The organism is Aeromonas rivipollensis (genome assembly GCF_037811135.1).
Classification (GTDB): domain Bacteria; phylum Pseudomonadota; class Gammaproteobacteria; order Enterobacterales; family Aeromonadaceae; genus Aeromonas; species Aeromonas rivipollensis.
Map to the genome: position 1 here is coordinate 2,458,714 of NZ_CP149130.1, position 24,717 is coordinate 2,483,430.

General features: G+C 64.3%; 22 protein-coding genes and 1 other RNA gene. 11 read left to right on the forward strand and 12 right to left on the reverse strand.

Going from position 1 to position 24,717, the window contains the following annotated elements; translation table 11 throughout:
- The first annotated feature begins 84 nt into the window (after nucleotides 1-84).
- The 4 genes from ytfQ (at nucleotide 85) to yjfF (ending at nucleotide 4,666) form a co-directional block, all read left to right on the forward strand.
- Complete coding sequence (gene ytfQ, locus WIR04_RS11205) at nucleotides 85-1,044, forward strand: galactofuranose ABC transporter, galactofuranose-binding protein YtfQ (RefSeq protein WP_338886916.1); 960 nt, start codon at nucleotides 85-87, stop codon at nucleotides 1,042-1,044.
- A gap of 89 nt (nucleotides 1,045-1,133) precedes the next feature.
- On the forward strand, nucleotides 1,134-2,642 hold the full coding sequence (gene ytfR / locus WIR04_RS11210; RefSeq protein WP_338886918.1) for a galactofuranose ABC transporter, ATP-binding protein YtfR: 1,509 nt from the start codon (nucleotides 1,134-1,136) through the stop codon (nucleotides 2,640-2,642).
- Nucleotide 2,643: 1 nt separating this feature from the next.
- On the forward strand, nucleotides 2,644-3,663 hold the full coding sequence (gene ytfT / locus WIR04_RS11215) for a galactofuranose ABC transporter, ATP-binding protein YtfT (protein ID WP_338886920.1): 1,020 nt from the start codon (nucleotides 2,644-2,646) through the stop codon (nucleotides 3,661-3,663).
- Complete coding sequence (yjfF, locus tag WIR04_RS11220; protein ID WP_307764482.1) at nucleotides 3,656-4,666, forward strand: galactofuranose ABC transporter, permease protein YjfF; 1,011 nt, start codon at nucleotides 3,656-3,658, stop codon at nucleotides 4,664-4,666. The genes ytfT and yjfF overlap by 8 nt, the downstream gene beginning before the upstream one ends.
- Nucleotides 4,667-4,740: 74 nt before the next feature.
- On the opposite strand, the gene WIR04_RS11225 is transcribed toward yjfF, so the two are convergent.
- The 12 genes from WIR04_RS11225 to WIR04_RS11280 form a co-directional block, all read right to left on the reverse strand.
- Nucleotides 4,741-6,054 carry an FAD-binding oxidoreductase gene (locus WIR04_RS11225; RefSeq protein WP_338886923.1) on the reverse strand — a complete coding sequence of 438 codons (1,314 nt, stop codon included), beginning with the start codon at nucleotides 6,052-6,054 and terminating at the stop codon, nucleotides 4,741-4,743.
- A 116-nt stretch (nucleotides 6,055-6,170) separates the two neighbouring features.
- A complete protein-coding gene (locus WIR04_RS11230; RefSeq protein WP_338886925.1) occupies nucleotides 6,171-6,956 on the reverse strand; it encodes a MetQ/NlpA family ABC transporter substrate-binding protein in 786 nt (261 codons plus the stop codon).
- 339 nt (nucleotides 6,957-7,295) lie between these two features.
- Nucleotides 7,296-7,424 (reverse strand): hypothetical protein, encoded by a 129-nt coding sequence (locus tag WIR04_RS11235; RefSeq protein WP_338886927.1) that lies wholly within the window; start codon nucleotides 7,422-7,424, stop codon nucleotides 7,296-7,298.
- Nucleotides 7,425-7,509: 85 nt separating this feature from the next.
- Nucleotides 7,510-7,606: signal recognition particle sRNA small type (gene ffs / locus WIR04_RS11240), an RNA gene on the reverse strand.
- A 102-nt stretch (nucleotides 7,607-7,708) separates the two neighbouring features.
- A complete protein-coding gene (locus tag WIR04_RS11245; protein ID WP_338886929.1) occupies nucleotides 7,709-8,497 on the reverse strand; it encodes a sulfite exporter TauE/SafE family protein in 789 nt (262 codons plus the stop codon).
- 92 nt (nucleotides 8,498-8,589) lie between these two features.
- Nucleotides 8,590-10,026, reverse strand: coding sequence for an arginine-ornithine antiporter (arcD, locus tag WIR04_RS11250; RefSeq protein ID WP_338886931.1), 1,437 nt, complete (start codon nucleotides 10,024-10,026; stop codon nucleotides 8,590-8,592).
- A gap of 387 nt (nucleotides 10,027-10,413) precedes the next feature.
- Entirely contained in the window at nucleotides 10,414-11,175 is a 762-nt protein-coding gene (locus tag WIR04_RS11255; protein ID WP_338886933.1) for an SDR family oxidoreductase, read from the reverse strand.
- A 182-nt stretch (nucleotides 11,176-11,357) separates the two neighbouring features.
- Nucleotides 11,358-12,269, reverse strand: coding sequence for a 3-hydroxyisobutyrate dehydrogenase (mmsB, locus tag WIR04_RS11260; protein ID WP_338886935.1), 912 nt, complete (start codon nucleotides 12,267-12,269; stop codon nucleotides 11,358-11,360).
- A 59-nt stretch (nucleotides 12,270-12,328) separates the two neighbouring features.
- A complete protein-coding gene (locus WIR04_RS11265; protein ID WP_338886937.1) occupies nucleotides 12,329-13,438 on the reverse strand; it encodes an enoyl-CoA hydratase/isomerase family protein in 1,110 nt (369 codons plus the stop codon).
- The gene (locus WIR04_RS11270) at nucleotides 13,431-14,228 is read right to left on the reverse strand and encodes an enoyl-CoA hydratase (protein WP_338886939.1); all 798 of its coding nucleotides are present in this window, start codon (nucleotides 14,226-14,228) and stop codon (nucleotides 13,431-13,433) included. The genes WIR04_RS11265 and WIR04_RS11270 overlap by 8 nt, the downstream gene beginning before the upstream one ends.
- 144 nt (nucleotides 14,229-14,372) lie before the next feature.
- Nucleotides 14,373-15,530, reverse strand: coding sequence for an acyl-CoA dehydrogenase family protein (locus WIR04_RS11275; RefSeq protein WP_338886940.1), 1,158 nt, complete (start codon nucleotides 15,528-15,530; stop codon nucleotides 14,373-14,375).
- A gap of 92 nt (nucleotides 15,531-15,622) precedes the next feature.
- Nucleotides 15,623-17,134, reverse strand: coding sequence for a CoA-acylating methylmalonate-semialdehyde dehydrogenase (locus WIR04_RS11280; protein WP_338886942.1), 1,512 nt, complete (start codon nucleotides 17,132-17,134; stop codon nucleotides 15,623-15,625).
- Nucleotides 17,135-17,407: 273 nt separating this feature from the next.
- On the opposite strand from WIR04_RS11280, the gene WIR04_RS11285 reads away from it, so the two are divergent.
- From WIR04_RS11285 to WIR04_RS11315, 7 genes are all read left to right on the forward strand, one after another.
- Entirely contained in the window at nucleotides 17,408-18,556 is a 1,149-nt protein-coding gene (locus tag WIR04_RS11285) for an isovaleryl-CoA dehydrogenase (protein ID WP_338886944.1), read from the forward strand.
- Nucleotides 18,557-18,611: 55 nt separating this feature from the next.
- Nucleotides 18,612-20,231 carry a carboxyl transferase domain-containing protein gene (locus WIR04_RS11290; protein ID WP_338886946.1) on the forward strand — a complete coding sequence of 540 codons (1,620 nt, stop codon included), beginning with the start codon at nucleotides 18,612-18,614 and terminating at the stop codon, nucleotides 20,229-20,231.
- 10 nt (nucleotides 20,232-20,241) lie between these two features.
- On the forward strand, nucleotides 20,242-21,096 hold the full coding sequence (locus WIR04_RS11295) for an enoyl-CoA hydratase-related protein (RefSeq protein WP_338886948.1): 855 nt from the start codon (nucleotides 20,242-20,244) through the stop codon (nucleotides 21,094-21,096).
- Nucleotides 21,093-21,227, forward strand: coding sequence for a hypothetical protein (locus tag WIR04_RS11300; RefSeq protein WP_338886950.1), 135 nt, complete (start codon nucleotides 21,093-21,095; stop codon nucleotides 21,225-21,227). Before WIR04_RS11295 ends, WIR04_RS11300 begins: the two co-directional genes overlap by 4 nt.
- Nucleotides 21,224-23,185 (forward strand): acetyl/propionyl/methylcrotonyl-CoA carboxylase subunit alpha, encoded by a 1,962-nt coding sequence (locus WIR04_RS11305; RefSeq protein WP_338886952.1) that lies wholly within the window; start codon nucleotides 21,224-21,226, stop codon nucleotides 23,183-23,185. Before WIR04_RS11300 ends, WIR04_RS11305 begins: the two co-directional genes overlap by 4 nt.
- Nucleotides 23,182-24,153, forward strand: coding sequence for a hydroxymethylglutaryl-CoA lyase (locus WIR04_RS11310; RefSeq protein ID WP_338886954.1), 972 nt, complete (start codon nucleotides 23,182-23,184; stop codon nucleotides 24,151-24,153). The genes WIR04_RS11305 and WIR04_RS11310 overlap by 4 nt, the downstream gene beginning before the upstream one ends.
- 69 nt (nucleotides 24,154-24,222) lie before the next feature.
- Complete coding sequence (locus WIR04_RS11315; protein ID WP_338886956.1) at nucleotides 24,223-24,636, forward strand: MerR family DNA-binding transcriptional regulator; 414 nt, start codon at nucleotides 24,223-24,225, stop codon at nucleotides 24,634-24,636.
- Nucleotides 24,637-24,717 lie beyond the last annotated feature (81 nt).

The following is a 24,717-nucleotide window of genomic DNA, read 5'->3' on the forward strand; positions in this document are numbered from 1 at the left end:
CCCAAGAGCCTATAACCTTGACCCGTACAATAAAAACCTGACGCGTTCCGGTTTATTTCACCATGCATCACAAAGGAGTGTCATATGTATAAAAAAGTGAAACTGGCGGGCATTATCAGCACCCTTGTTCTCTCTGCCTCTGCATATTCTGCCGAGATGACGGTGGGCTTCTCTCAGATAGGCTCCGAGTCCGGCTGGCGGGCGGCGGAAACTTCGGTCGCCAAGACGGAAGCCCAGAAACGCGGCATCATTCTGAAAATTGCCGATGCCCAGCAGAAACAGGAGAATCAGATAAAGGCCATTCGCTCCTTCATTGCCCAGGGGGTGGATGCCATCTTTATTGCCCCCGTGGTGCAGACCGGTTGGGATCCGGTATTGCAGGAGGCGAAAGAGGCAGAGATCCCGGTGTTCCTGCTGGATCGCAACATCACGGTGAAAGATGACGGCCTCTTCATGACCGGGGTCGCCGCAGACAGCGTCCACGAAGGGGCTGTGGCGGCCCAGTGGCTCATCAAGCAGCAGGATGGCAAGGCCTGCAACGTGGTGGAATTGCAAGGCACAGTGGGGGCCAGCGTGGCGCTGGATCGCAAGAAGGGCTTCCTCGACACCGTCGCGGCCGTGCCCACCATCAAGATCATCCGCACCCAGTCCGGCGACTTCACCCGCAGCAAGGGCAAGGAGGTGATGGAGAGCTTCATCAAGGCGGAAAATAACGGCAAGAATATTTGCGCCGTCTACGCCCACAACGACGACATGGCCATCGGCGCCATCCAGGCCATTAAAGAGGCCGGGCTGAAACCGGGCAGGGATATCAAGATCATCTCCATCGATGGGGTGCCGGATATTTTCAAGGCGATGATGGCCGGTGAAGCCAATGCCTCGGTGGAATTGACGCCAAATATGGCAGGCCCCGCCTTCGATGCCCTGCTGGCCTATAAAAAGGATGGCGCCCTGCCCCCCAAACATATCAAGACGGAGTCTATTCTGTTCGAGCCTGAGAGTGCCGAAGCCCAGCTCGAGCTGAAAAAAGACATGGGTTATTAATGCCGCTCGCCCACTGAGCCAGCCAGTCAAATAACACGCCATATCGGCTGGGTTGCGATATGGCGTGTTATATCGGAGAGCCCCTATTCATGTCAGAAAACACTCAGGATGTCCTGTTGAACGCCCGCGGGATCTGCAAGGCCTTTCCCGGGGTACGAGCCCTGCATCAGGTGGACTTCTCCCTGCGAAGGGGGGAGATCATGGCGCTGCTCGGCGAGAACGGCGCCGGAAAATCCACCCTGGTCAAGACCCTCACCGGCGTCTATCAGCCCGACGGGGGCCGCATCGAACTCGATGGAGTCCCCATCTCCCCGACGGACACAGCCCATGCCCAGCGCCTGGGGATAGGCACCGTCTATCAGGAGGTCAACCTGCTGCCGAACATGTCGGTGGCAGACAACCTCTTCATTGGTCACGAGCCCCGCCGCTTCGGTTTCATCGACAGAGCCGCCATGACCCGGCAGGCCCGGGCCATCATGGCGGGATACGGCTTCGAGATGGATGTCACCCTGCCCCTCGGTCACTATTCGGTCGCCATGCAGCAGATAGTGGCCATCGCCAGGGCCATCTCCCTGTCTGCCAGGATCCTGATCCTCGATGAACCCACCGCCAGCCTGGATGCCAGCGAGGTGCAGATGCTGTTCTCCCTGATGGGGAACCTGAGGGACAAGGGGGTGAGCCTCATCTTCATCACCCATTTTCTCGATCAGGTCTACGCCATCAGCGATCGCATCACTGTGCTGCGCAACGGCGAGCTGGTCGGCACCCGCGATACCGCCGCGCTGCCACAACTGGAGCTGGTCAAGATGATGCTGGGGCATGAGCTTGACGACAATGCCCTCAAGCGGGCCGGCAAGACCCTGCGCAGCCACCAGCCCATGGTGTCGTTCAGGGGCTATGGCAAGCGCGGGGTCATAGCACCCTTCGACCTGGACGTCATGCCCGGTGAGATAGTGGGTCTCGCCGGCCTGCTCGGGTCGGGTCGCACCGAGACCGCCGAGCTGATGTTCGGCATAGTGCCAAGAGATGGTGGCGAGTGTCGGGTGCGGGGCAAGCCGGTGACTATCCGCTCCGCGCGCCAGGCGGCCGCCAACGGCTTCGGCTTCTGCCCGGAGGATCGCAAGAACGCCGGCATCATCGCCTCGGCCTCGGTGCGCGAGAACATGGTGCTGGCCCTGCAAGCCCAGCGGGGCTGGCTGCATCCCTTGTCCCGCAAGGAGCAGGACGAGATCAGCGCCCGCCTCATCGAACAGCTGGCCATCAAGACCCCGGGCCCGGAGCAACCCATCCAGTTTCTCTCAGGGGGCAACCAGCAGAAGGTGCTGCTGGCCCGCTGGCTGCTCACCAAGCCGCAGTTCCTGATCCTGGACGAGCCCACCCGGGGCATCGACGTGGGGGCCCACGCCGAGATCATCCGCCTCATCGAATCCCTCTGCGCCAACGGGCTGGCCCTGCTGGTCATCTCCTCGGAGCTGGAGGAACTGGTGGGTTATGCCGATCGGGTGATAGTCCTGCGCGACAGAAAACAGGTGGCAGAGCTTGCGACGGACGCCCTCAGCGTCCCTGCCATCATGAACGCCATTGCATGTGAGGCCTGATATGACGTCATCCATCCTCCCCCTCGCCAAAGGCTCACGCCCCCGCAGGCCCTGGCCCACGGGCTCGGCCCAGTGCGCCGCCCTGCTCTGCGTGCTGCTCATCAACGCCCTGGTCGCCGACAACTTCTTCGCCATCCATATCCAGGATGGGCGGCTGTTTGGCAGCCTCATCGACATACTCAACCGCTGCGCCCCTGTGGCCCTGCTCGCCCTCGGCATGACGCTGGTGATCGCCACCGGCGGCATCGATCTGTCGGTGGGGGCCGTGATGGCCATCAGCGGGGCCACCATGGCCAGCCTGGCCACAGGCGGCCATAGCCTGCCGATCATTTTCGCCTCCGTCATCGGGGTAGGCCTCCTGTGCGGCCTGTGGAACGGCTTGCTGGTGGCGGTGTTCAAGATCCAGCCCATAGTGGCGACCCTGATCCTCATGGTGGCGGGCCGGGGCATCGCCCAGCTCATCACCGAGGGGCAGATCATCACCTTCAACAACGAGGCCCTCGCCTGGATTGGCAGCGGCGCCCTCTTCTATCTGCCCACCCCTGTCATCATCACCCTGGGAATGGCGCTGCTGCTCTGGCTGCTGACCAAGCGCACCGCCCTCGGCCTCTTCATCGAAGCGGTGGGGATCAACATCAAGGCCGCCAAGAACGCCGGGCTCAACACCCCCATGGTGGTGATCGCCACCTACCTGCTGAGCGGCATCATGGCCGCCGTCGCCGGCATGATAGTCGCCGCCGACATCCGCGGGGCCGATGCCAACAACGCCGGGCTCTGGCTGGAGATGGACGCCATCCTGGCGGTGGTGATAGGGGGCACCTCCCTGATGGGGGGACGCTTCAACCTCGCCCTCTCCTTGGTCGGCATACTGATCATCCAGGGGGTGAACACAGGTATCCTGCTCTCCGGTTACCAGCCCCAGTGGAACCAGATCGTCAAGGCCATGGTGGTGCTGGCGGTGCTGGTCATGCAGTCACCGGCCCTCAACCACCTCTTCCAGCGAGGGACTCGCCATGTTTAAACGCAACCTGCCCCTGATGGTGACCATCATGGTCTTCGTGCTGGGCTATCTGCTCTGCCTGGCCTCCTTCCCTGCCTTCATGTCCACCCGCATCATCTGCAACATACTGACGGACAACGCCTTCCTCGGCATAGTGGCGGTGGGCATGACCTTCGTCATCCTCTCGGGGGGCATCGATCTGTCGGTGGGAGCCGTCATCGCCTTCACCGGCGTGCTGTTGGCAAAACTCATCGGGGATCTGGGGGTCAGCCCCATGCTGGCCATCCCCCTGGTGTTGGTGCTCGGCGCCGGCTTCGGCGCCCTGATGGGCTGGCTCATCGACACCCTGAAGATCCCCGCCTTCATCATCACCCTGGCGGGCATGTTCTTCCTGCGGGGGGCCAGTTTCCTCATCTCGGAGCAGTCCCTGCCCATCGATCACCCCAGCTTCACCTACCTGTCAAGCCTGTCATGGAAGGTGCCGGGAGGCGGTCGCCTGAGCCTGCTGGCCCTCATCATGCTGGCGGTGGTGGTGCTTGGCATACTGCTCGCCAACCGCACCCGCTTTGGCAACAACGTCTACGCCATCGGCGGCAACGCCACCTCGGCGGCCCTGATGGGGATCTCGGTGCGCCACACCACCATTCGCATCTACCTGCTCTCCACCACCCTGGCGACCCTGGCGGGCATCGTGTTCGCGCTCTACACCTCGGCGGGTTATCCCCTCGCCGCCGTCGGGGTGGAGCTCGATGCCATCGCCGCCGTGGTGATCGGCGGCACCCTGCTGAGCGGCGGGGTGGGCACAGTGTTCGGCTCCCTGTTCGGGGTGCTGATCCAGGGGCTGATCCAGACCTACATCAACTTCGACGGCACCCTCAGCTCCTGGTGGACCAAGATCATCATAGGTCTGCTGCTGTTTTGCTTCATCGCCCTGCAGCGACTGCTGATCCTGGTCTCGGAACACCGCAAGGCCAACAAAGCCACCCCCTTCAAACGGCAGATCCCCGTCGCCCCCCTTGAGTGAAAACATCGCGGGGCCTGGGCCCGATCAACCCGGGCACAGGCCCCGCGATAACACGCCTTTATGGTGGCCAGGCGCTAGTATTCGCCCGCCCCCAGCAGCCGCTCTTTCCAGAGATAACCCTGTACCCCCAGATCCAGCAAGGGCCGTGGCGGGAGATAGTTTGCCGTGCCCAGGGCGCGCATCTGCTCGCCCCAGGGGCTCTCCACCCCGCACACCAGATCGGCCAGCGCCTTGCCCGCCATGGTCTGCTTGCTGATCCCGGCCCCGTTGCATCCCAGTGCAGCGTAGAGATCTGTTCCGAACTGGCCCCACAGCGGCGCCCCGTTGCGACTCACGCTGATGAGCCCGGACCAGCTGTGGGCGAAGGCCAGCTCCCCGAGTTCGGGAAAGCGGGACAAAAACAGCTGGCGGTGACGTCGCACTATGGCTTCCCTGGCCCCGGCATCGCTGTGCAGCGTCGGCGCATGGGCGACATGCTGGCGGATCAGGATGCGGTGATCCCGGGTGTAGCGAAAGGTGGCGCCGACGATGGCGTTGACCGGGGTCAGCCCCCAGGGGGCAATGTCCCCCAGCCTGGCACGCTGCTCGGGCGTCAGCGGCTCGGTCAGGGTGGCATGGGTCGCCAGGGAGGCGAGCTTGCCGGCAAAGGGGGTCAGCTGACCCGCACCGCCATTGATGGCAAACATGGCCTTGCCCGCTATCACCTCGCCGTGGGGCGTGGTGATGCGAACGCCGCCTGTGTTGTCCACCCGCAATGCCGGGCTGCGTTCATACAGGGTCACATTGTCCGGCAGCTTGTCGGCCAATCCCCGCACCAGGGCGGCCGGATTGAGCAACACCGTATGGGGGGTATAGATGGCCGAGTGGTAGAAGCCGGTACCGAGGCGGGCAGAGAGGGCGGCCCCCTCCAGATACTCATAGCTTTCGCCGAGCGACTCCAGCTCGCGGGCGTATTGCTTGAGCAGCCCGGCGGATCCGGCCTTGACGGCGCAGTGATACTTGCCGCTCTGTTGCCAGTCGCAATCGATGTGATAACGACCGACCCACTGCGCCAGCTGGGCCAGTCCCCCTTTCAGCAACTGCCGGTAGTGGCTGGCCTTGGCCAGCTCGGCGGTGCCACTGCCGATATTGTGGGGCAAGTCGATGGCGAACCCCGAGTTGCGCCCGGCGGCATTGTCCCCCACCACACCCGCCTCCAGCAGCACTATGCGGGCCTGTGGCTGATGCTCGGCCAGCGCATGGGCAAAGGCCAGCCCGGCATAGCCCGCCCCTACCACCACCCAGTCCCCCTGGACCACCCCCTGCAAAGGCGCACTGGGAAGCCGCTCGGGCAAGATGGCGGCCCAGCCATTGGCCTCTTCACTGCGGGGCAAATAACGAAACTTCATGGTGCATCCTGCTCATGCATATGTCTGCAAGGGCCGCGCTCCGGTAAGAAGGCGGCCCCGATAGAAGGCAGTATCCATAACCAATAAATCATTAGTGATGGATCACCGCCCATTAATTACCACGCGGGGATTGCCGTCCCGTTATAGTATTTGTCCAGCGCCGCCTTGACGGCCTCATTCTGATAGGATGCCACCAGAGTTTTCACCCAGGGTGCGTTTTCATTGCCGCTTTTGACCGCGATGAAATTATTGTAAGGATTCTCTTTGGCGGTCTCTGAATAAATACGTTGCTGCTGGCTCAAGCCGGATTTCAGTGCCCAGTCCGTATTGACCACGGCGGCATCCAGATCATCCACTGAGCGCCCTATGATGCCGGTATCCAGCTCCCTGATCTGCAATTTCTTGGGGTTGTCGATAATATCCGTGGTGGTCGCCAATATGCCCGAGCCGGGACGCAGCTTGATGACCCCGGCCGACGCCAGCACCCGCAGCGCACGCCCTTCATTGCTGGGATCGTTGGGCACCCCTATGATGGCCCCTTCCGGCAAGGCGCTGACCGCATTGAATTTCTTCGAGTACAGGCCGATAGGCCACACCGCCGTATTGCCGACCGGCACTATATGATAACCGCGGCTCTTCACCTGATTGTCCAGGTAAGGTTTGTGCTGGAATGCGTTGGCATCTATTTCGCCATTTTCCAGTGCCTCGTTGGGCAAGATATAGTCATTGAACTTGACAAGCTCGATATCCAGCCCCTGTTTTTTGGCCTGTGCCGACGCAACGGCCCACACATCTTCATCTTCTCCGCTCATGATACCAAGCCGTATGCTTTCCCCGGCATTGGCATATCCTGCAATGATGGCGGCAACCAACGGCGTCAATTTAAATATGGTTTTCAACATGGCTGTTTCCTTGGCAATAAATGATGACGACCCCGAGATTACGGGGTCGATGCAAGGAGTACAAAGCACAAGATATCCCTTGGATATACCAAAATTGACGAACGCCGGGGCGAATGAAATAGCCCTGTGTCAGCGGGCCATTTTCAATCGGTTCATGGCCGCCATGTAGCCTGCCGATGACGGCCGACACCGGATGCAGGAACTGTCCATGACGACCTTTTGCAGAGAGAGGAAACAGGCAGGCCATTGACGGCCTGAACGGCAAACATGGACAGATGACGGAGGCGACACGAAGGAAAATGAGGGTATGACAGGGGATAGTACGGGCGAGCTGCCTGGTTACCGCGGCACGGCAGCCAGCTTGGCTAGGGTTTGCAGGGATTTCTCGATCTCTTTACGACCACCACAGGGGAGCGTGGTGACTTTCCGGTAGTACCAGATGCCGTGGGGACTGAGCCAGAGATTCATGTCGAATGCTCCTCGTCGTCCACACAAAGTGGATGACCAAGGGCGCTTGGAGGCTAACTTATTGAATTGCAGAAACAGGTGGTGGCCCCACCAGCCACATCCCGGCACTCGAGTCCCCCGCCTTGGCTGCTACCTTCCGGTCCTGACCAGGTTGACGAGTTATCAATGCGAGAGGACCAATGGGACCACCGGCGAGGAGAATAGGCAAACTGGCCTGCCAATGCAATGGCTTTCTGCCAGGAGACGAACCGTTCGCCTTATTTTTCAACAATCTGCCGAATGGATCAGCTAAACAGCATGAATTTGGTCCCCACCACCAACATCAGCAGGGCGAACGCCTGCTTGAGCCGCCTGGGGGAGAGGCGATGGGCCAGCCTGGCGCCAACCCGGGCAAACTGGGTGCTGGTCAGCACTATGCCGAGCAGGGCCGGCAGGTAAATGTAGCCGACACTCCACTCGGGCAGATCGGCGTGACCCCAGCCGGCATAGAGGTAGCTCAGGCTGCCCGCCAGGGCGATGGGTATGCTGCAGGCGGCGGAGGCTGCCACGGCGTTGCGCATGGGCACCGAGTTCCAGCTGAGGTAAGGCACCGTCATGGAGCCCCCCCCTATGCCAAACAGCGCCGAGAGCCAGCCGATGACGGTGCCCGCGATGCCGGTGCCGACCGGCCCTGGCATCTGGCGCTCCGCCTTGGGCCTGAGGTTCAGCCCCATCTGCAGCGCCATGGTCCAGGCGAAGCAGCCGATGATGATGTTGAGGGTGCTGGCGCTGAGCTGGCTGGCGGTCATGCCGCCGAGCCAGGCGCCGATGAGCATGCCCGCCCCCAGGCGGCGGATCATCACCCAGTCGACGGCCCCCGCCTCCTGATGTGCCCGCAGGGAACTGAAGCCGGTGAAGATCATGGTGGGCAAAGAGGTACCGAGCGCGAGGTGGGTAATGATCTCCGGGGCCACCCCCTGGGCATGAAAGCTCAGGACCAGCACAGGCACTATGATGAGCCCGCCGCCGATCCCGAACAGCCCCGCCAGCATGCCCGCGAAGGCCCCCAACACCAGATAACCCACAAACAGCATAAAAATTCCTTATATAGCTAAATGGCGGTCAAGTTGACCGCCATTTCCCATAAAAAAAGAGATGGCGTCATGCCATCTCTTTATTGTGCCGATTAATGCAGGGGAATGGTACCGTCCATCACCTTGTAGAAGGCCAGCACGGCGCAACCGAGCAGGGCCGCCGTCATCCCGCGCTCCAGCCGGTTGAGGCTGCGCAGGCCATGGTGCTGGCGCGCCTTCCAGTAGATGAAGATGCCGGGGCTGTAGAGCAGCGCCACCAGCAGCAGGTACTCCACCCCGGCGGCATAGACCAGCCAGCAGCCGTAGACGGTGGCCACCAGGGCCAGCAGCAGGTCACGCTTGCGCTGATGGGGCTGGTGCTCGTAGGTGGTGCCCTGCAGCGCCAGCTTGAGGCCATAGGCGCCGGAGAAGACGTAAGGCACCAGGGCCGCCGAGGTGGCGATGTTGACCAGCGCCAGATAGGTGCTGCTCTGGAAGTAGATGATGATGAGGAAGGCCTGCACCAGACAGGTGGAGCACCAGAGCGACACCTGGGGCGAGCCGTTCTTGTTCTCCTTGGCAAACCAGGCGGGGAAAACCCCTGTCTTGCCCGCGATGTAGGGTACTTCCGCCGCCAGCACTGTCCAGCTCAGCAGGGCCCCCATCACCGAGATCACCAGACCGATGTTGATGAGCCAGGCGCCCCAGGGGCCGACCACGGCTTCCAGGATCATGGCGGTGGAGGGGTTCTTGAGTTCGGCCAGTTGCGGCTGGTTCATGACGCCGAGGGAGAACAGGGTCACCATGACGTAGAGCGCCAGGGCGCCGAGCAGCGCCAGTACGGTGGCACGGCCCACATCCTTGCGATGACGGGCACGAGCTGAGACCACCACGGCCCCCTCGATGCCGATGAAGACCCAGAGCGTCACCTTCATGGTGGACTTGACCTGATCCATCACAGAACCCAGCTCGGTGTTGCCCTGCCCCCAGATGTCCAGGGTGAAGGTCTCCATGTTGAAGGCGAGCAGGACGGCGACGCAGAAGACGATGAGGGGCACCATCTTGGCGATGGTGGTGACTATGTTCACCAGGGCCGCCACCTGGATGCCGCGCAGCACCAGGGCGTGTACCGACCAGATGAGGAGGGAGGCGAGGCTGATGGCGACCGGGGTGTTGCCGTCGCCGAAGATGACGTTGTCCGGCGTGTCGAAGAAGTAGCTCAGGGCGCTGAACACCACTATGGCGTAGGAGACGTTGGCCAGCAGTTGGCAGAGCCAGTAGCCCCAGGCGGCGTTGAAACCGACGAAATCACCGAAACCGGCCTTGGCGTAGCTGAAGATGCCCCCATCGAGATCCGGGCGACGCATGGAGAGGTTCTGGTAGACCAGGGCGAGGCAGATCATGCCGATCCCGGTGATGGCCCACCCCAGGGCGACGGCCCCGGCGCTGGCGTGCGCTGCGATGTTTTGTGGCAGACTGAAGACCCCGGCACCGACCATGGAGCCGATCACCAGCGAAATGAGGGCGCCGAGCCCTAGTTTCTTGTCCATCTCAAACCTGTTTTATTAAGCGGCGGCTGAGCATCCGTATTCATACAGCGCGCGACATGGGAGGGGCGATAAATCCGTACCCCGTGAAAAAGGCGGCAACTATATTGCATGACTATTCCGACCGCAATCCTTCGCAGTGCCAATCATGCACCGCCTTGACCGCGCGCAATTCTACAGCACTCACTCACCCGGCCTGTGAGCTGGTTCAAATTCAGAAAGACCCGTTGATCTTTCACGTTTTTCCATGATGTCAGCCCTGTTTTTAAAAGAAGCCCTGCATGTCCATGCAGCGGGTCGCCCTGGGCGTCAGGCAGGTCTTTCGGTTTAAACGGCCATAAAAATGCCCCTGTGCCGGTGGCAAGGGGCATGGGCGGATCGCCGCCGGGGTTAGAGTCGCAAGCCGCCGTCGAGATCGATGATCCGCCCGGACAGATAGTCGTTGGCGAAGATGAATTGCACCGTCTGGGCCAGTTGCTCCCCCTGCCCCAGGGCGCCGACCGGAATGGCCTGCTGCATCCGGGCCATGGCCTCGGGTTTCATGGCCGCCGTCATGTCGGTGGCAAAGACCCCGGGGGCTATGCCCATCACCCGGATGCCGTGACGGGCCAGCTCCCGCCCCCAGGTCACCACCAATGAGGCCACCCCCGCCTTGCTGGCGGCATAGTTGCTCTGGCCTATGTTGCCAGCACGGGCGATGGAGGAGATGTTGATGATGACCCCCCCCTGCCCCCCTTTCGCCATCAAGGCCGCCCCCTCGCGGCCGCAGAGGAAGGTGCCGGTGAGGTTGACGTCGATGACTGCCTGCCACTGTGCCAGGCTCATCTTCTCCACCAGCGCCCCCTCTTTCACCTTGATGAGCATGCCGTCGCGCAATATGCCGGCGCAGTTGACCAGGCCATGCAGGGTGCCGAGCTGCTCCTCCATGGCGGCAAAGGTCGCCTCCACCTCGGGCTCGTCCGCCACGTTGCAGACGAACAGGGCGCAGCGACCATCCCGGCTGCGTACCTCGGCCTCGGTCACCTCCAGATCGGCGCGGTTGACGTCGATCAGGGCCAATATGGCCCCCTGGCTGGCCAGACGCAGGGCGATGGCGCGGCCGAGCCCCCGTCCCGCCCCCGTGATGGCGATGACTTTATCTGTGATATCCATAAATGCTCCTTGTTGCCTGGCCCCGGATGACGGGAAAGAATGAATGGCAGGATCCCGCATCACATAGCGCCGGGCTCGTCCTGGGGTTTATCCAGATAGAGTTCGAGAATGCTGGAAAAATCCCGTGCGCCCTGCCCGTTCGCAGCGTGCAAGTTGAAGAGAGTGATGAGAGGCCAGCGTTCTCACTTCTCACCCTGATCTTTACCGAGATACAACGCGAGGATACTGGAGAAATCCTTGCTCTCCTGACCCTGGCTTGCGTGCAGGTTAAAGAGGTTGCGGGCCAGCGCCCCCATGGGCACGGCACTGTGGGCGTGCTCGGCCAGCGCCATCGCGAGCCCCAGGTCTTTCACCATCAGCCGGGTCATGAAGCCCCCCTCATATCCGCGGGATGCGGGGGCATTCTCCATCACCCCGGGCCAGGGGTTGTAGCGCTCCAGGCTCCAGTTGTTGCCCGAGCTCTTGCCCATGATGGTGGAGAGCACGCCCGGATCCAGCCCCTCCTTGACCCCGAGCGCCAGCGCCTCTGCGGTGCCCGCCATGTGGATCGCAAGCAGCATGTTGTTGCACATCTTGGCGATCTGCCCCGCCCCGAGCGCCCCGGCATGGAACAGGTTCTGCCCCATGCAGGCGAGCACCGGCCTGGCCGCCTCGAAATCGGCGCTCTCGCCACCGACGATAAAGGTCAGGGTGCCCGCCGCGGCGCCTGCCACCCCGCCGGAGACGGGGGCATCGAGGAAGCGGATGCCCCGCGCCTTGGCCGCAGCCCCCACAGCGCGGGCCGAGGCCACGTCTATGGTGGAGCAGTCGATCACCAGGGCCCCCGCCGACAAGGTCCCCAACAGATCCTGGCCGCCCCCCTCTGACAACCAGAGCCCGCGCACATGATCCCCGGCCGGCAGCATGCTGATGGCGACATCGCAGCCGGTGACCGCCTCCCGGGCATCCCCGGCGACGATGCAACCGGCCTTGATGGCCCGCTCCAGGCTCTCGGGCACCAGATCAAAGACCTGCACTGCATGGCCCGCCCTGGCGAGGTTCGCGGCCATGGGCCCTCCCATGTTGCCGAGCCCGATAAATCCAATCCTTGTCATTCTTTGCTCCTTGCTTCGTTCGTTATCCGGCATCTCGGCCGGCGCGCCCCTTGGCAGCGCTAGGCCAGGGGATTTGTCCCCTCGGGCCAGCGATAGAAATCGTCGAGCCAGTCAGTGCCGGGCCGGGGCGGCTGCCAGCGGGGGGACTTGTCCTTGTCGATGAGCAGGGCCCGCACCCCTTCCACGAAATCTCCCTTGAGCACGCAGTTGACCGAGAGCGCCAGCTCGTCAGCAAACACCTCGGCCAGCGACTGGCGGCGCGCCGTCCAGTACTGGCGCCAGAGGATGGCGCGGCTGATGGGGCTGCCGGTGCGGCAGCTGTCGCAGGCCTGCGCCAGGCTCCCTTCGCCAAGGGCGGGATCGAAGACGGCATGCTCCAGCCTGTCCAGCACCCCTTGCAGGGTGCGCCCGGCCAGCAGGGCATGGATCCTGGCCTGATGAGGCAGGATCACGGGGGCCGGCAGCTGCTCGCCAGCCTCGGCGTGCAGCCCGCCCAGCAGTTGATCTATCTGCTCGCGCGGATCTCCCTGGGCGGCCCAGTCGAGGGTGGCGAGCCGCGCCGGCAGCTCGGCCCGCTCACGGCTCGCCATGGCGTGATCCGCAAGCCCCAACCCCAGGGCGTCCGCCCCGTTGAAACGGGCACCGGTCAGACCAAGCCAGAGCCCGAGTCGCCCGGGCATGCGGCTCAAGAACCAGCTGGCCCCCACATCCGGGTAGAGGCCTATGGTCACCTCCGGCATGGCAAACAGGCTCTTCTCGGTCACCACCCGAAAATCGGCGCCGGCAAAGAGGCCGATACCGCCCCCCATACAGATGCCATCCGCCACGCAGATGAGGGGTTTGCTGTAGCTGTGGATATGGTGATCTAGCCGGTATTCCTGCTCAAAAAAGTCGCGGGCATAGGCAAAGAGTGCCTGCTCGCTCTCCTCCTGCCGTCGGTAGTAGAAGGAGCGGATGTCGCCGCCTGCGCAGAATGCCTTCTCCCCGGCCCCCTGCAACAGCACGCAGACGATGGCAGGATCCTGCTCCCAGGCCGTGAGCGCCCCTTGCAGGCGCTGGATCATCGGCAGGCTCAGGGCGTTGAGGGAGGCGGGGCTATCCAGGGTCAGGATGCCGATGAGGTGCCCGTCCGCCGTGGGATGGGTTGCCAGGCGCACTGGTTCAGTCATGGGACTCTCCCGTGCTCTTGTCATAGCGCCAGCGCGGGGCACGTTTCTCGAGGAAGGCCGCCACCCCCTCGCGCTGGTTGGCATCGTCAAACAGGGCGAGGAACAGGTTGCGCTCCAGGGGCAGGGCCTCATCCCTGTGGCCGCTGCGCCCCTGATTGATGAGCCGCTTGCAGGCACGCAGGGCGCTGGGGCTCTGGCGCTCCACCCGCTGCGCCATCTGCTGCGCCGCCGTCCAGGCGTGCCCTTCGGTCACCACCTCCTCCACCAACCCCATCTCGTAGGCCAGAGTGGCGCTCACCTTCTCGCCGCAGAGGATCATCCGCTTGGCCCAGCCCGGCCCCACCAGTTCGGTGAGACGCTGGGTGCCACCGGCGCAGGGCAGCAAGCCCACCGAGGCCTCAGGCAACCCCAGCAGCGCCTGCTGCTCGGCGATGCGAATGTCGCAGGCCAGCGCCACCTCGAGTCCACCCCCCATGGCAAAGCCATTGATGGCGGCGATGCTCACCCCGTGGAAGCGGGCCAGCGCCTCGAAGGCGCGACCGAAGGCCTCTGCCACCTCGCGGGCGTGCTCCACATTGCCATCGGCAAACATCTTGAGATCGGCGCCGGCGCAGAAGAACTTGTCACCCGCCCCGCGGATCACCAGGGCCACCACGTCGGGGCGGCTGTCGAGCTCCACCATCATCTGCAAGAAGGCTTGCAGGCTGGCCAGAGTCCAGGTGTTGGCAGGCGGGTGGTCGAGCGTGATGTAGGCCACGTGACCGTGATATTCGAGCCTGATCCTTGTCATTGCACTGTCCTTGTCATTAAACCTGCCGCCATGATGACAGGGTTGAATGGAGCCGAAATTCGGCTGGCTCACAAAGCCTGACGACGGCGCGGCGCCAGTCAGCCATCCCCCGGCAGAAGCAGGAAGACGGGCAACCACCACCCTCTACTCCAGCGACAAACCGGGATCCCCCAGCAGGCGGCGGGCGATGATGAGCCGCATCACTTCGTTCGTGCCTTCCAGAATGCGGTGCACCCTGGTGTCGCGCAGGTAGCGCTCCAGCGGGTACTCGCGGATATAACCATAGCCACCAAAGAGTTGCAGGGCCTCATCGCAGACGCGATAACCCACGTCTGTGGCAAAACGCTTGGCCATGGCGCACCAGGCGCTCTTGTCCGGGCTGCCGCTGTCGAGCTTGGCGGCGGCCTGGCGCACCAGCAGACGGGCGGCGGCCAGCTCGGTGGCCATGTCGGCGAGGCGGAACTGGACGCTCTGGAATTCGCTGATCGGGTGTCCAAATTGCTGGCGCTGCTGCACATGGGCCAGGGCGTCGTCCAGCGCCTGTTGGGCTGTACCCAGCGAGCAGCTGGCGATATTGATGCGTCCCCCATCGAGCGCCTGCATGGCAAACCTGAACCCTTCTCCCTCCTCCCCCAACCGGTAGCGGGCGGGAATGCGCACTGCGCTGAAATTCACCTCCCGGGTCGGCTGGCTGTTCCAGCCCATCTTCTCCTCCGCCTTGCCGTAGCTCACCCCCGGCGTATCGGCGGGCACCATAAAGGCAGATATCCCCTTGGCCCCCTCGCCCCCGGTGCGGGCCATCACCACCAGCACCTCTGTGCTGCCCGCCCCCGAGATGAAGACCTTGCTGCCGTCGATAAGATAGGTCTCGCCATCCCGTACCGCACGGGTCTTGAGGGCGGCGGCGTCCGATCCCGCCCCCGCCTCGGTGAGGCAGTAAGAGCCCAGCAGCTCGCCGCTGGCGAGCCTTGGCACCCACTCTGCCGCCACCTCGGCCGGCAGCCAGCTGCCCAGCATCCAGCTCACCATGTTGTGGATGGTCAGGTAGGCCGTGGTGGAGGTGCAGCCCATGGCCAGGCGCTCGAAGATGAGGCTGGCGTCGAGTCGGCTCAAGCCCAGGCCGTCATATTGCTCCGGGGTGTAGAGGCCGCATAACCCCATCGCCGCCGCCTGCTTGATGGTGGGGACGGGGAACTCATGCTCCCTGTCCCAGCGCGCGGCGTGGGGCTTGAGCGCCAGATCGGCGAAGGCACCGGCCGAGTCGACACAGGCCCGTTGGGATTCGGTCAGGGTAAAATCCATCTTGTTCGCTTCCTCGTTATCTCAATCGTTCGGGCCACTCAGGCAGCTGGCCGGCCGTGGCTGGCCCGGCGGGAGTGCCTTGGGCCCACTCCTCACCGCAGGTGGATGGTCATGTTGGGTCCGGTCGGTATGTCCTCGTCGAACCAGCGTTCTGTCACCGTCTTGGTCTCGGTGTAGAAACGCACCGCCTGCTTGCCATAGGCGTGCAGATCCCCGTAGAAGGAGCCCCGCCAGCCGGTGAAGGAGAAGAACGGCAGCGGCACCGGAATGGGCACGTTGATCCCCACCTGACCCACCGCCACCTCGTGGCGGAACTTGCGGGCCGCGGCGCCGCAGCCGGTGAAGATGGAGGTGCCATTGCCATAGGGGTTGTCGTTGATGAGGGCGAGCGCCTCGTCCAGGCTCTCCACCTCCAGGCAGGCGAGCACGGGGCCGAAGATCTCCTCCTTATAGATGCGCATCTGTGGGGTCACGCCGCGAAACAGGGTCGGCCCCACCCAGTTGCCCACCGGGTAGCCGGGCACGTCGCAGAAACGTCCGTCCAGCAGGCACTGGGCCCCCTCGGCCATGCCTGCTTCAATCAGCCCCTCGACTCGTACCTTGGCTTCAGGGCTGATAAGGGGGCCATAGGCGGCTTGCGGATCGTGCCAGACACCCGGCTTGACCCTGGCAAACTCGGCGGCGAGATCCGGGATCCAGTCGCGGGCGCCGCCCACGAAGACCGCCACACTGATGGCCATGCAGCGCTGACCGGCCGCCCCCACCCCGGCCCCCACCAGGTTGCTCAGCACCTGCGCCTTGTTGGCGTCCGGCATGATCACCATGTGGTTCTTGGCGCCGACGAAGCACTGGGCGCGCTTGAGGTGGTCAGTGGCGGTGCGATAGACGTGAGCCCCGACCCGGGCGGAGCCCACGAAGCTCACCGCCTTGACGTCCGGATGGGCAAGCAGCGCATCCACCTGCTCGGCGCCGCCGTGCACCACGCTGAGGATGCCCGCTGGCGCCCCCGCCTCGGTGAACAGCTCGGCCAGCCGCATGGGGGTCAGGGGATCCTGCTCGGAAGGTTTCAGCACGAAGCCGTTGCCGCAGGCCACCGCCAGGGGGAACATCCAGAGCGGTATCATGGCCGGGAAGTTAAACGGCGTGATGCCGACGCAGACCCCCAGCGGCTGCACCCAGGAGTGGCCATCCACCCGGCGCGCCACGTTGCCCATGGTCTCCCCCAGAGTCTGGCTGGCGACGCCGCAGGCCTGCTCCACCACCTCGATGCCGCGCCACACATCTCCCCTGGCGTCCGCCAGATTCTTGCCCGTCTCCTGGGCCAGCAGGGTCGCCAGCTCGTCGTGATGGGCTTTGAGCAGATGTTGATAATTGAACATGACCCGGGCCCGCTCGGGGGCTGGCACCTCCCGCCACAGCAGGTAGGCGTCGTGAGCGCGGCGCACCGCGAGTTCCACCTCGGCCGAGGTGGCTCTCGGCACCCGCGCCAGCAGACTCTGATCCGCCGGGTTGGTCACCTCGATCCAGGCTTCGCTCGCGGAAGGGTACGCCTCGCCCCCAATATAGAGCGGCAGATCCCCGTACTGGGTGTGGTGTTGGCTCATGCCGCACTCTCCTTGGCTGTCCGGTGGCTGGCACTGTGCCAGAGCCCCTCAGGCAGGCCGGCAGACCGGATGCTCTCGCTGATCATCTTGCTCACTCCTTGCGTTTGCTTGCTCGGGGTATGCCCTTGCAGTCGGCACTCAACGAATTTACCTTAGACTAACAACCAATTTACGTTTACGCTAACGTAAACTTAAATCACGAATGGACTGACCAGTTTCCCTCCGTTTCGAGAGCGCGAGACAGGTGAGCACCAGAGACCAAGGAGAGCAAGGATGCATGCCCTGATGGATGAAACCCTCCGCGCCCTGACCGAGCAGGTCGAGGCCTTCTGCCAACGAGTAATAGCCCCGCGCGCCGCCGAGATTGACCAGAGCAACGCCTTCCCCCGCGACCTCTGGCCCTTGATGGGTGAGCTTGGGTTGCACGGCATTACGGTGGCGGAAGAGTATGAGGGGGTGGATCTGGGTTATCTGGCCCATGTGCTGGTGATGGAGCAGGTGAGCCGCGCCAGCGCCTCGGTCGGCCTCTCCTACGGCGCCCACTCCAACCTCTGCATCAACCAGATCCACCGCCACGGCACCCCTGATCAGAAGGCGCGCTATCTGCCTGATCTTGTCAGCGGCAGGCATGTGGGGGCACTGGCCATGAGCGAGCCGGGGGCCGGGTCCGACGTGGTCAGCATGCGGCTCACCGCGGTGCGCGAAGGCGATCACTATGTGCTGAACGGCAACAAGATGTGGATTACCAACGGCCCGGATGCGGACACCTTCGTCATCTATGCCAAGACGGATGCCAATGCCGGGGCCAAGGGGATCTCCGCCTTTATCGTCGAGGCGGGCACCCCGGGATTCACTACGGCCCAGAAGCTCGACAAGCTCGGGATGCGCGGCTCCAGCACCTGCGAGCTGGTGTTCGACCACTGCCGCGTGCCGGCAGAGAACCTGCTCGGCGCCCTGCACGGCGGGGCCCGGGTACTGATGAGCGGCCTCGACTACGAGCGAGTGGTGCTGGCCGCCGGTCCCCTTGGCATCATGCAGGCCTGCATGGACGTGGCGCTCCCCTATGTGCGCGAACGCAAGCAGTTCGGCCAGGCCATCGGCGACTTCCAGCTGGTGCAGGGCAAGCTCGCCGACATGTATACACGCCTCGCCAGCAGTCGCGCCCTGGTCTATTCGGTGGCCACGGCCTGCGACAAGGGCCGCACCAGCCGCAAGGATTGCGCCGCCACCATCCTGTTTGCCGCCGAAAACGCCACCCAGATGGCGCTCGATGCCATCCAGTTGCTCGGCGGCAATGGCTATATCAACGAATACCCCACCGGCCGCCTGCTGCGGGACGCCAAGCTCTACGAGATAGGGGCCGGCACCTCGGAGATCCGCCGCTGGCTCATTGGCCGCGAGCTGATGGGAGAGAATGCATGATGCTTCTCTCTTTGCCCCCTGCCATTGGCAGCAACAACCAGATGGGAGAGAACCCATGAGCCAGATCCACTCCCGCCTGGATACAACAAGCGCCGACTTTGCCGCCAATCGGGAGGCCATGCAGGCCCTGGTGGCCGATCTCAACGCCCGCCTCGCCGAGATAGTCCAGGGCGGCGGCGCGGCCAACAACGCCCGCCATCAGAGCCGTGGCAAGCTGCTGCCCCGCGAGCGCATCAATCAGTTGCTGGATCCGGGTTCCCCCTTCCTCGAGCTCTCGGCCCTGGCCGCCTGGCAGGTCTATGAGGAACCCGTGCCCGCCGCCGGCATCATCACAGGGCTCGGCCGGATCGCGGGCCGGCTCTGCCTGCTGGTGGTGAACGACGCCACCGTCAAGGGGGGTACCTACTACCCGCTCACGGTGAAAAAGCACCTGAGGGCCCAGGCCATCGCCGAGCGGCTGCGCCTCCCCTGCCTCTATCTGGTGGATTCCGGCGGCGCCTTCCTCCCCATGCAGGACGAGGTGTTCCCCGACAGGGAGCATTTTGGCCGCATCTTCTACAACCAGGCCCGCATGTCGGCCCAGAACATCCCCCAGCTGGCGGTGGTGATGGGGCTGTGCACCGCCGGGGGCGCTTATGTGCCCGCCATGGCGGATGAATCCATCATGGTCAGGGAACAGGCCACCATCTTCCTGGCGGGCCCGCCCCTGGTCAAAGCGGCCACCGGCGAGGAGATCAGCGCCGAAGCCCTGGGGGGGGCCCTGGTGCACTGCGCCCACTCCGGGGTGGCCGACCACCTGGCCGAGGACGATACCCATGCCCTGACCATAGCCCGCACCCTGGTGAGCAATCTGGGGGAAAACAGCATGCCAGCCTCGGGTTCGCCTTCATGCCACCCAAGCTACGATGAGCCCCTCTACCCCATAGAGGAGCTCTACGGCCTGGTGGGCACCAGCCTCAAGCGCCCCTATGACGCCCGGGAGCTCATCGCCCGCCTGGTGGATGGCTCGGTGTTCGACGAATTCAAGGCACTGTTCGGCACCACGCTCGTCACCGGCTTCTCCCGCATTCAGGGTATGCCGGTGGGGATACTCGCCAACAACGGCGTACTCCACAGCGACAGCGCCCAGAAAGGCGCCCACTTTATCCAGCTCTGTAACAAGCGTGCCATTCCCCTGCTGTTCCTGCAGAACATCACCGGCTTTATGGTGGGAAGTCAGGCGGAAAAAGAGGGGATCGCCAAGCACGGCGCCAAGCTGGTCACCGCTGTGGCCTGCAGCCGGGTGCCCAAAATAACCCTGATCGTCGGGGGCAGCTTTGGCGCCGGCAACTACGGCATGTGCGGCCGCGCCTATGAGCCCGATTTTCTGTTCAGCTGGCCCAACAGTCGCATCTCCGTCATGGGAGGCGAGCAAGCTGCCGGCGTGCTGGTGCAGGTACGCCGGGACAAGCTGGCGGCCGACGGCAAGACCCTGGGGGAGCAGGAGGCGGACGCCATCCGCGCCCCCGTCATCGCGCAGTATGAACGCCAGGGGCACCCCTACTACGCCAGTGCAAGGCTCTGGGATGACGGCGTCATCGATCCCGCCCAGAGCCGCACCGTGCTGGCCCTGGCGTTGGCCGCCTGCCAGGGTGCCAAGCCCGGGCCCGAACAATACGGCATCTTCAGGATGTAAGGAGTTCGACATGTCCGATCCACTGTGCAATGACCCCCTGGCTGGCTGCCGGCTGGAACGCCACGGCCCTCTGGTCGAGCTGGTGCTGGCGCGCCCCGCTCGCCACAACGCCCTCGATGCCGATCTGATGCAGGAGCTGCTCGATTGCCTGGATGATCTGGCCCATCGCCACGGCCAGCCGCTGGCCGAACGCCCCCATGTTCTGCTGCTGCGGGCAGAGGGCAGGCACTTTTGCGCCGGTGCCGATCTCAACTGGATGCGCAACCAGCTCAATGGCGACTTCGATCCCAGCTCGTTTGAAAAGAACCGGGAGGATGCCCGGGTGCTGGCCAGGTTGATGCAAGCCCTGGACGAGCTGCCCTTCCCCACAGTGGCCCTGGTGCAGGGGGCGGCCTATGGCGGAGCACTCGGCCTGCTCTGTGCCTGTGACATAGTGCTGGCCAGCGACGACGCTCGCTTCTGCCTCTCAGAGGTGAGCCTGGGGCTGGTGCCTGCGGTGATCAGCCCCTATGTGGTGCGTGCCATGGGGATGCGCCAGGCCCGCCGCTACATGCTGAGCGCCGAGCCCTTCGATGCCATCACCGCCTGCCGCCTCAACGTGGCGCACCGGCTCTGTGCGCCGGAGCAACTGCTCTCCGAGGGACGGGCTTTAGGCATGCGTCTGTGCCGCAACGGCCCCCAGGCGATGAAGGAGACCAAGCGGCTGCTGGCCGCCATCGAACAGCAGCCCGGTCATAAACACGAAGAGATAACCGTCGAGACCATAGCCCGGGTGCGGGTCGGACTCGAAGCCCAGGAGGGGATGCAGGCCTTCTTCGACAAGCGCCCCCCCAACTGGCGCCCCCGTTTCAAGGATGAGACATGACTCAATACCAGCCCATCAAGCGTCTGCTTATCGCCAACCACGGCGAGGATAACCGGGGGGCGGATCAACGCCTTGCCCCCCTCAATGTCTTCATGAACGAGTGTGCCTTTATGAACGAGGAGCAGACATGACACATCAGGCTCCCATCAAGCGCCTGCTGATTGCCAATAGGGGCGAGATAGCCGTGCGCATCATCAAGACTGCCCGCCGCCTCGGCATTCACACCATCGCCCTCTACTCGGACGCCGACGCCCGCGCCATGCATGTGCGGGAAGCGGACGAGGCCTGGCACCTGGGGCCTGCCCCCGCGCGGGAGAGCTACCTCGATGCCGCCAAGGTGCTGAAGATTGCCCGCGAGGCCGGGGCCGATGCCGTGCACCCCGGCTACGGTTTTCTGTCTGAGAACAGCGACTTTGCCAGCGCCTGTGCACAACAGGGGCTGCGCTTTATCGGCCCGGGCGGCGCCGCCATCCTCGCCATGGGGGACAAATCCGGCGCTAAGGCGCTGATGCAGGCGGCTGGCGTCCCCGTGCTGCCCGGCTATCACGGCGCGGATCAGACGCCGGCCCTGTTGCGTGATCAGGCGCACCAGGTCGGCTTCCCCCTCCTTATCAAGGCCGCCAGCGGCGGCGGCGGCAAGGGGATGCGCCGGGTCGAGCAGATAGACGAGTTTGACGCCGCCCTGGCGGCGGTGAAACGGGAAGCCCTTGCCGCCTTCGGAGATGACAACGTGCTGCTCGAGCGCTACCTCGCCCGCGCCCGCCACGTGGAGGTGCAGGTCTTCGCCGATACCCTCGGCAACGCCATCTACCTGGGGGACAGGGACTGCTCGTTGCAGCGCCGCCACCAGAAGGTGATCGAAGAGGCCCCCGCCCCCAACATAGCCCCGGCGCTTCGCCGCGCCATGGGCGAGGCCGCCGTAGCCGCCGCCCGGGCCATCGACTATGTGGGGGCCGGTACCATCGAATTTCTGCTGTGCGGGGAGGCGTTCTTCTTCATGGAGATGAACACCCGGCTGCAGGTGGAGCACCCAGTCACCGAGGCCATCACCGGCCAGGATCTGGTGGCCTGGCAGCTGGCAGTCGCCGAGGGCAAGCCGCTGCCGCTCACCCAGGAGGACGTGGTGCTGAGCGGCCATGCCGTGGAGGCGCGCCTCTACGCCGAGGACGTAGGCGCAGGCTTCTTGCCCGCCAGCGGTCCCATCCACTGGCTGCACTGGCCACAGGGGGTGCGCATCGACACCGGGGTCGCCGCCGGCGATGAGGTGAGCCCCTATTACGATCCCATGATCGCCAAGCTGGTCGCCCACGGCCAGAGCCGCGCCGAGGCCTTCGCCAGGCTGGCCGATGCCCTGGCGGCCCTGAGTCTCGGCCCCCTGGTGCACAACGGCCCGCTGCTGCTGCGCCTGTGTGAAGAGCCGGACGTGCTGGCCATGGCGCACCACACCCAGTGGCCCATTCCCACCGAGCCGCTGGCCATACCGACACTCGCCTGGCCGCTGGCCACCCTCTGGCTCGCCAGTCGCACTGGCCCCTCCCCCTGGCAGCAGGCCCCCGGCTTTCGGCTGGGCGAGAGCAGCAGCCTGACGGCAGCGGTGCGGATCGGCGAAGAGGCCCGGGTACTGACCCTGGCCGAGCGCGCCGGCCGGCTCACATGGCAGGGAGAAGCCTACCCCTATGAGCTGGGCACCGATCATATCCGTCTGCAGCGGGCGGGCCGCTGGGTGCGCTGCCCCGTCACCCCGGCGGCAGAGACAGCCTTCGTGCTGCAACTGGATGACAGGCACATTCCCTTCGCCGCCAATGATCAGCGCCATAGGCCACACCATGATCATGAAACGGCCCAAGGCGCCCTGGCCCCCATGCACGGCATTGTGGTGGCGCTGCTGGTCGAGGTCGGGCAACCCGTCAGCAAGGGGCAACCCCTGCTGGTGCTGGAGGCGATGAAGATGGAGCACGTCTTGAAAGCAGACAAGGAGGGGGTGATCACCGCCCTCTGCTGCCGCCAGGGGGAGCAGGTGAGCCAGGGCGCCGTCCTGGTGCACTTTGCCGACCCGATCGCCGATGATGCTCAGGGAGGTGCAGCATGAGCAAGGAGCATGGCACGCCCGTCGACAGGGTCAGCCTGGTGGAGGTGGGACCGCGGGATGGGCTGCAGAACGAACCTCGCCTGTTGTCGCTGGCGCAGCGGCTTCTGCTTATCAACCGCCTCGCCGAGAGCGGCCTGCAACGGATCGAGGTGGGGGCCTTCGTCTCCCCGAAGCGAGTGCCGCAGATGGCAGACTCCGCCGAACTGTTCAAGGCCCTGCCCCGCAAGGGAGCGACCCGTTATGGTGCCCTGGTGCCCAATTTGCAGGGCTTGCAGGCCGCGATCCAGGCCAGGGTCGACGAGATTGGCCTCTTCACCGCCTGCTCAGACGGCTTCACCCGCGCCAACATCGGCATCGGCGTCGAAGAGTCACTGATCCGCTTCGCCCCGCTGGTGGCGGAGGCGCGCCGCCTCGGCATCAAGGTGCGGGGTTACCTTTCCACCGTCATCGCCTGCCCCTATGACGGCCCGACCCGCCCGAAACGGGTCGCCGCCCTGGCCGAGCGGCTGCTGGATCTCGGCTGTCACGAGATCTCCCTGGGCGACACCATAGGAATAGGCACCCCGGGCACTGTGGTGCCCATGCTGGATGCTGTGCTGCACGAAGTCCCGGCCGGCCGGCTCGCGGTGCATTTTCACGATACCTATGGCCAGGGGCTCGCCAACCTGCTGCCGGCGCTCGAGCGCGGCATCCGTACCATAGACTGCTCTGTGGCGGGACTCGGTGGCTGCCCCTATGCCCCCGGGGCCTCCGGCAACGTCGCCTCGGAAGAGGTGGTCTATCTGCTGCACGGCCTTGGCATGAGTACCGGAGTGAACCTCTACAGGCTGGCTGCCACCGGCCAGTGGGTGAGCGAGCAACTCGGGCGCCCCAACGGCTCCCGGGTCGGGCAGGCGCTCCATGCCAGGGCCAGAGAGCAGCAGCCAGGACTCGATGAGATAGCACAAGGAGAGTGCCATGACCCCTGAAAGCGCCCCCGCCAGGAAGAGCGGCATCATGTCGTTATGTCAGGAGGTAACCCCATGCAGGATCAGGCCATGAGAGCCGGCAGTTTCTGCGGCAAGGAGCGAACCTACAGCATCTCCGAGCTGGCTCAGGAGTTCGACATCACCCCGCGCACCATCCGCTACTACGAGGATGAGGGGCTGATCACCCCGGCCCGGGAGGGGCAGACCCGCATCTACAGCCACAAGGACAGGATCCGCCTGAAATTGACCCTGCGTGGCAAGCGGCTCGGCTTCAGCCTGGCGGAGATCCGCGAGCTGTTCGACATGTATGACACCGACCGCTCGAGCCGGATGCAGCTGCACTCCATGATCCAGCTCATAGAGGCGCGGCGCCACTCCCTGCGCCAGCAGCTCGAAGATATCCAGATGGTGATGGCCGAGCTGGATGCCGCCGAGCAGCGCTGCATCCACTCCCTGAGCGGCTTGAAGAAAGACGCGGATTGACGCGCTACGGGGGACCTTGCCCCCAGGCCCTGACAAGGCGCGTCTGCTTCAAGGCCTGACTCCGCACACCCCGCTGGCCTG

Excerpts from the sequence above, each read along its gene's own strand:
- yjfF (WP_307764482.1), top strand. The coding sequence starts at position 3,656 with ATGTTTAAACGCAACCTGCCCCTGATGGTGACCATCATGGTCTTCGTG.
- WIR04_RS11270 (WP_338886939.1), bottom strand. The coding sequence starts at position 14,228 with ATGACAAGGATCAGGCTCGAATATCACGGTCACGTGGCCTACATCACG.
- WIR04_RS11305 (WP_338886952.1), top strand. The coding sequence starts at position 21,224 with ATGACACATCAGGCTCCCATCAAGCGCCTGCTGATTGCCAATAGGGGC.
- WIR04_RS11245 (WP_338886929.1), bottom strand. The coding sequence starts at position 8,497 with ATGCTGTTTGTGGGTTATCTGGTGTTGGGGGCCTTCGCGGGCATGCTG.
- arcD (WP_338886931.1), bottom strand. The coding sequence starts at position 10,026 with ATGGACAAGAAACTAGGGCTCGGCGCCCTCATTTCGCTGGTGATCGGC.
- WIR04_RS11295 (WP_338886948.1), top strand. The coding sequence starts at position 20,242 with ATGTCCGATCCACTGTGCAATGACCCCCTGGCTGGCTGCCGGCTGGAA.
- WIR04_RS11315 (WP_338886956.1), top strand. The coding sequence starts at position 24,223 with ATGAGAGCCGGCAGTTTCTGCGGCAAGGAGCGAACCTACAGCATCTCC.
- WIR04_RS11255 (WP_338886933.1), bottom strand. The coding sequence starts at position 11,175 with ATGGATATCACAGATAAAGTCATCGCCATCACGGGGGCGGGACGGGGG.
- WIR04_RS11280 (WP_338886942.1), bottom strand. The coding sequence starts at position 17,134 with ATGAGCCAACACCACACCCAGTACGGGGATCTGCCGCTCTATATTGGG.
- WIR04_RS11300 (WP_338886950.1), top strand. The coding sequence starts at position 21,093 with ATGACTCAATACCAGCCCATCAAGCGTCTGCTTATCGCCAACCACGGC.
- WIR04_RS11310 (WP_338886954.1), top strand. The coding sequence starts at position 23,182 with ATGAGCAAGGAGCATGGCACGCCCGTCGACAGGGTCAGCCTGGTGGAG.
- WIR04_RS11275 (WP_338886940.1), bottom strand. The coding sequence starts at position 15,530 with ATGGATTTTACCCTGACCGAATCCCAACGGGCCTGTGTCGACTCGGCC.
- mmsB (WP_338886935.1), bottom strand. The coding sequence starts at position 12,269 with ATGACAAGGATTGGATTTATCGGGCTCGGCAACATGGGAGGGCCCATG.
- WIR04_RS11225 (WP_338886923.1), bottom strand. The coding sequence starts at position 6,054 with ATGAAGTTTCGTTATTTGCCCCGCAGTGAAGAGGCCAATGGCTGGGCC.
- WIR04_RS11230 (WP_338886925.1), bottom strand. The coding sequence starts at position 6,956 with ATGTTGAAAACCATATTTAAATTGACGCCGTTGGTTGCCGCCATCATT.
- WIR04_RS11235 (WP_338886927.1), bottom strand. The coding sequence starts at position 7,424 with ATGAATCTCTGGCTCAGTCCCCACGGCATCTGGTACTACCGGAAAGTC.
- ytfR (WP_338886918.1), top strand. The coding sequence starts at position 1,134 with ATGTCAGAAAACACTCAGGATGTCCTGTTGAACGCCCGCGGGATCTGC.
- WIR04_RS11265 (WP_338886937.1), bottom strand. The coding sequence starts at position 13,438 with ATGACTGAACCAGTGCGCCTGGCAACCCATCCCACGGCGGACGGGCAC.
- ytfQ (WP_338886916.1), top strand. The coding sequence starts at position 85 with ATGTATAAAAAAGTGAAACTGGCGGGCATTATCAGCACCCTTGTTCTC.
- WIR04_RS11290 (WP_338886946.1), top strand. The coding sequence starts at position 18,612 with ATGAGCCAGATCCACTCCCGCCTGGATACAACAAGCGCCGACTTTGCC.
- WIR04_RS11285 (WP_338886944.1), top strand. The coding sequence starts at position 17,408 with ATGCATGCCCTGATGGATGAAACCCTCCGCGCCCTGACCGAGCAGGTC.
- ytfT (WP_338886920.1), top strand. The coding sequence starts at position 2,644 with ATGACGTCATCCATCCTCCCCCTCGCCAAAGGCTCACGCCCCCGCAGG.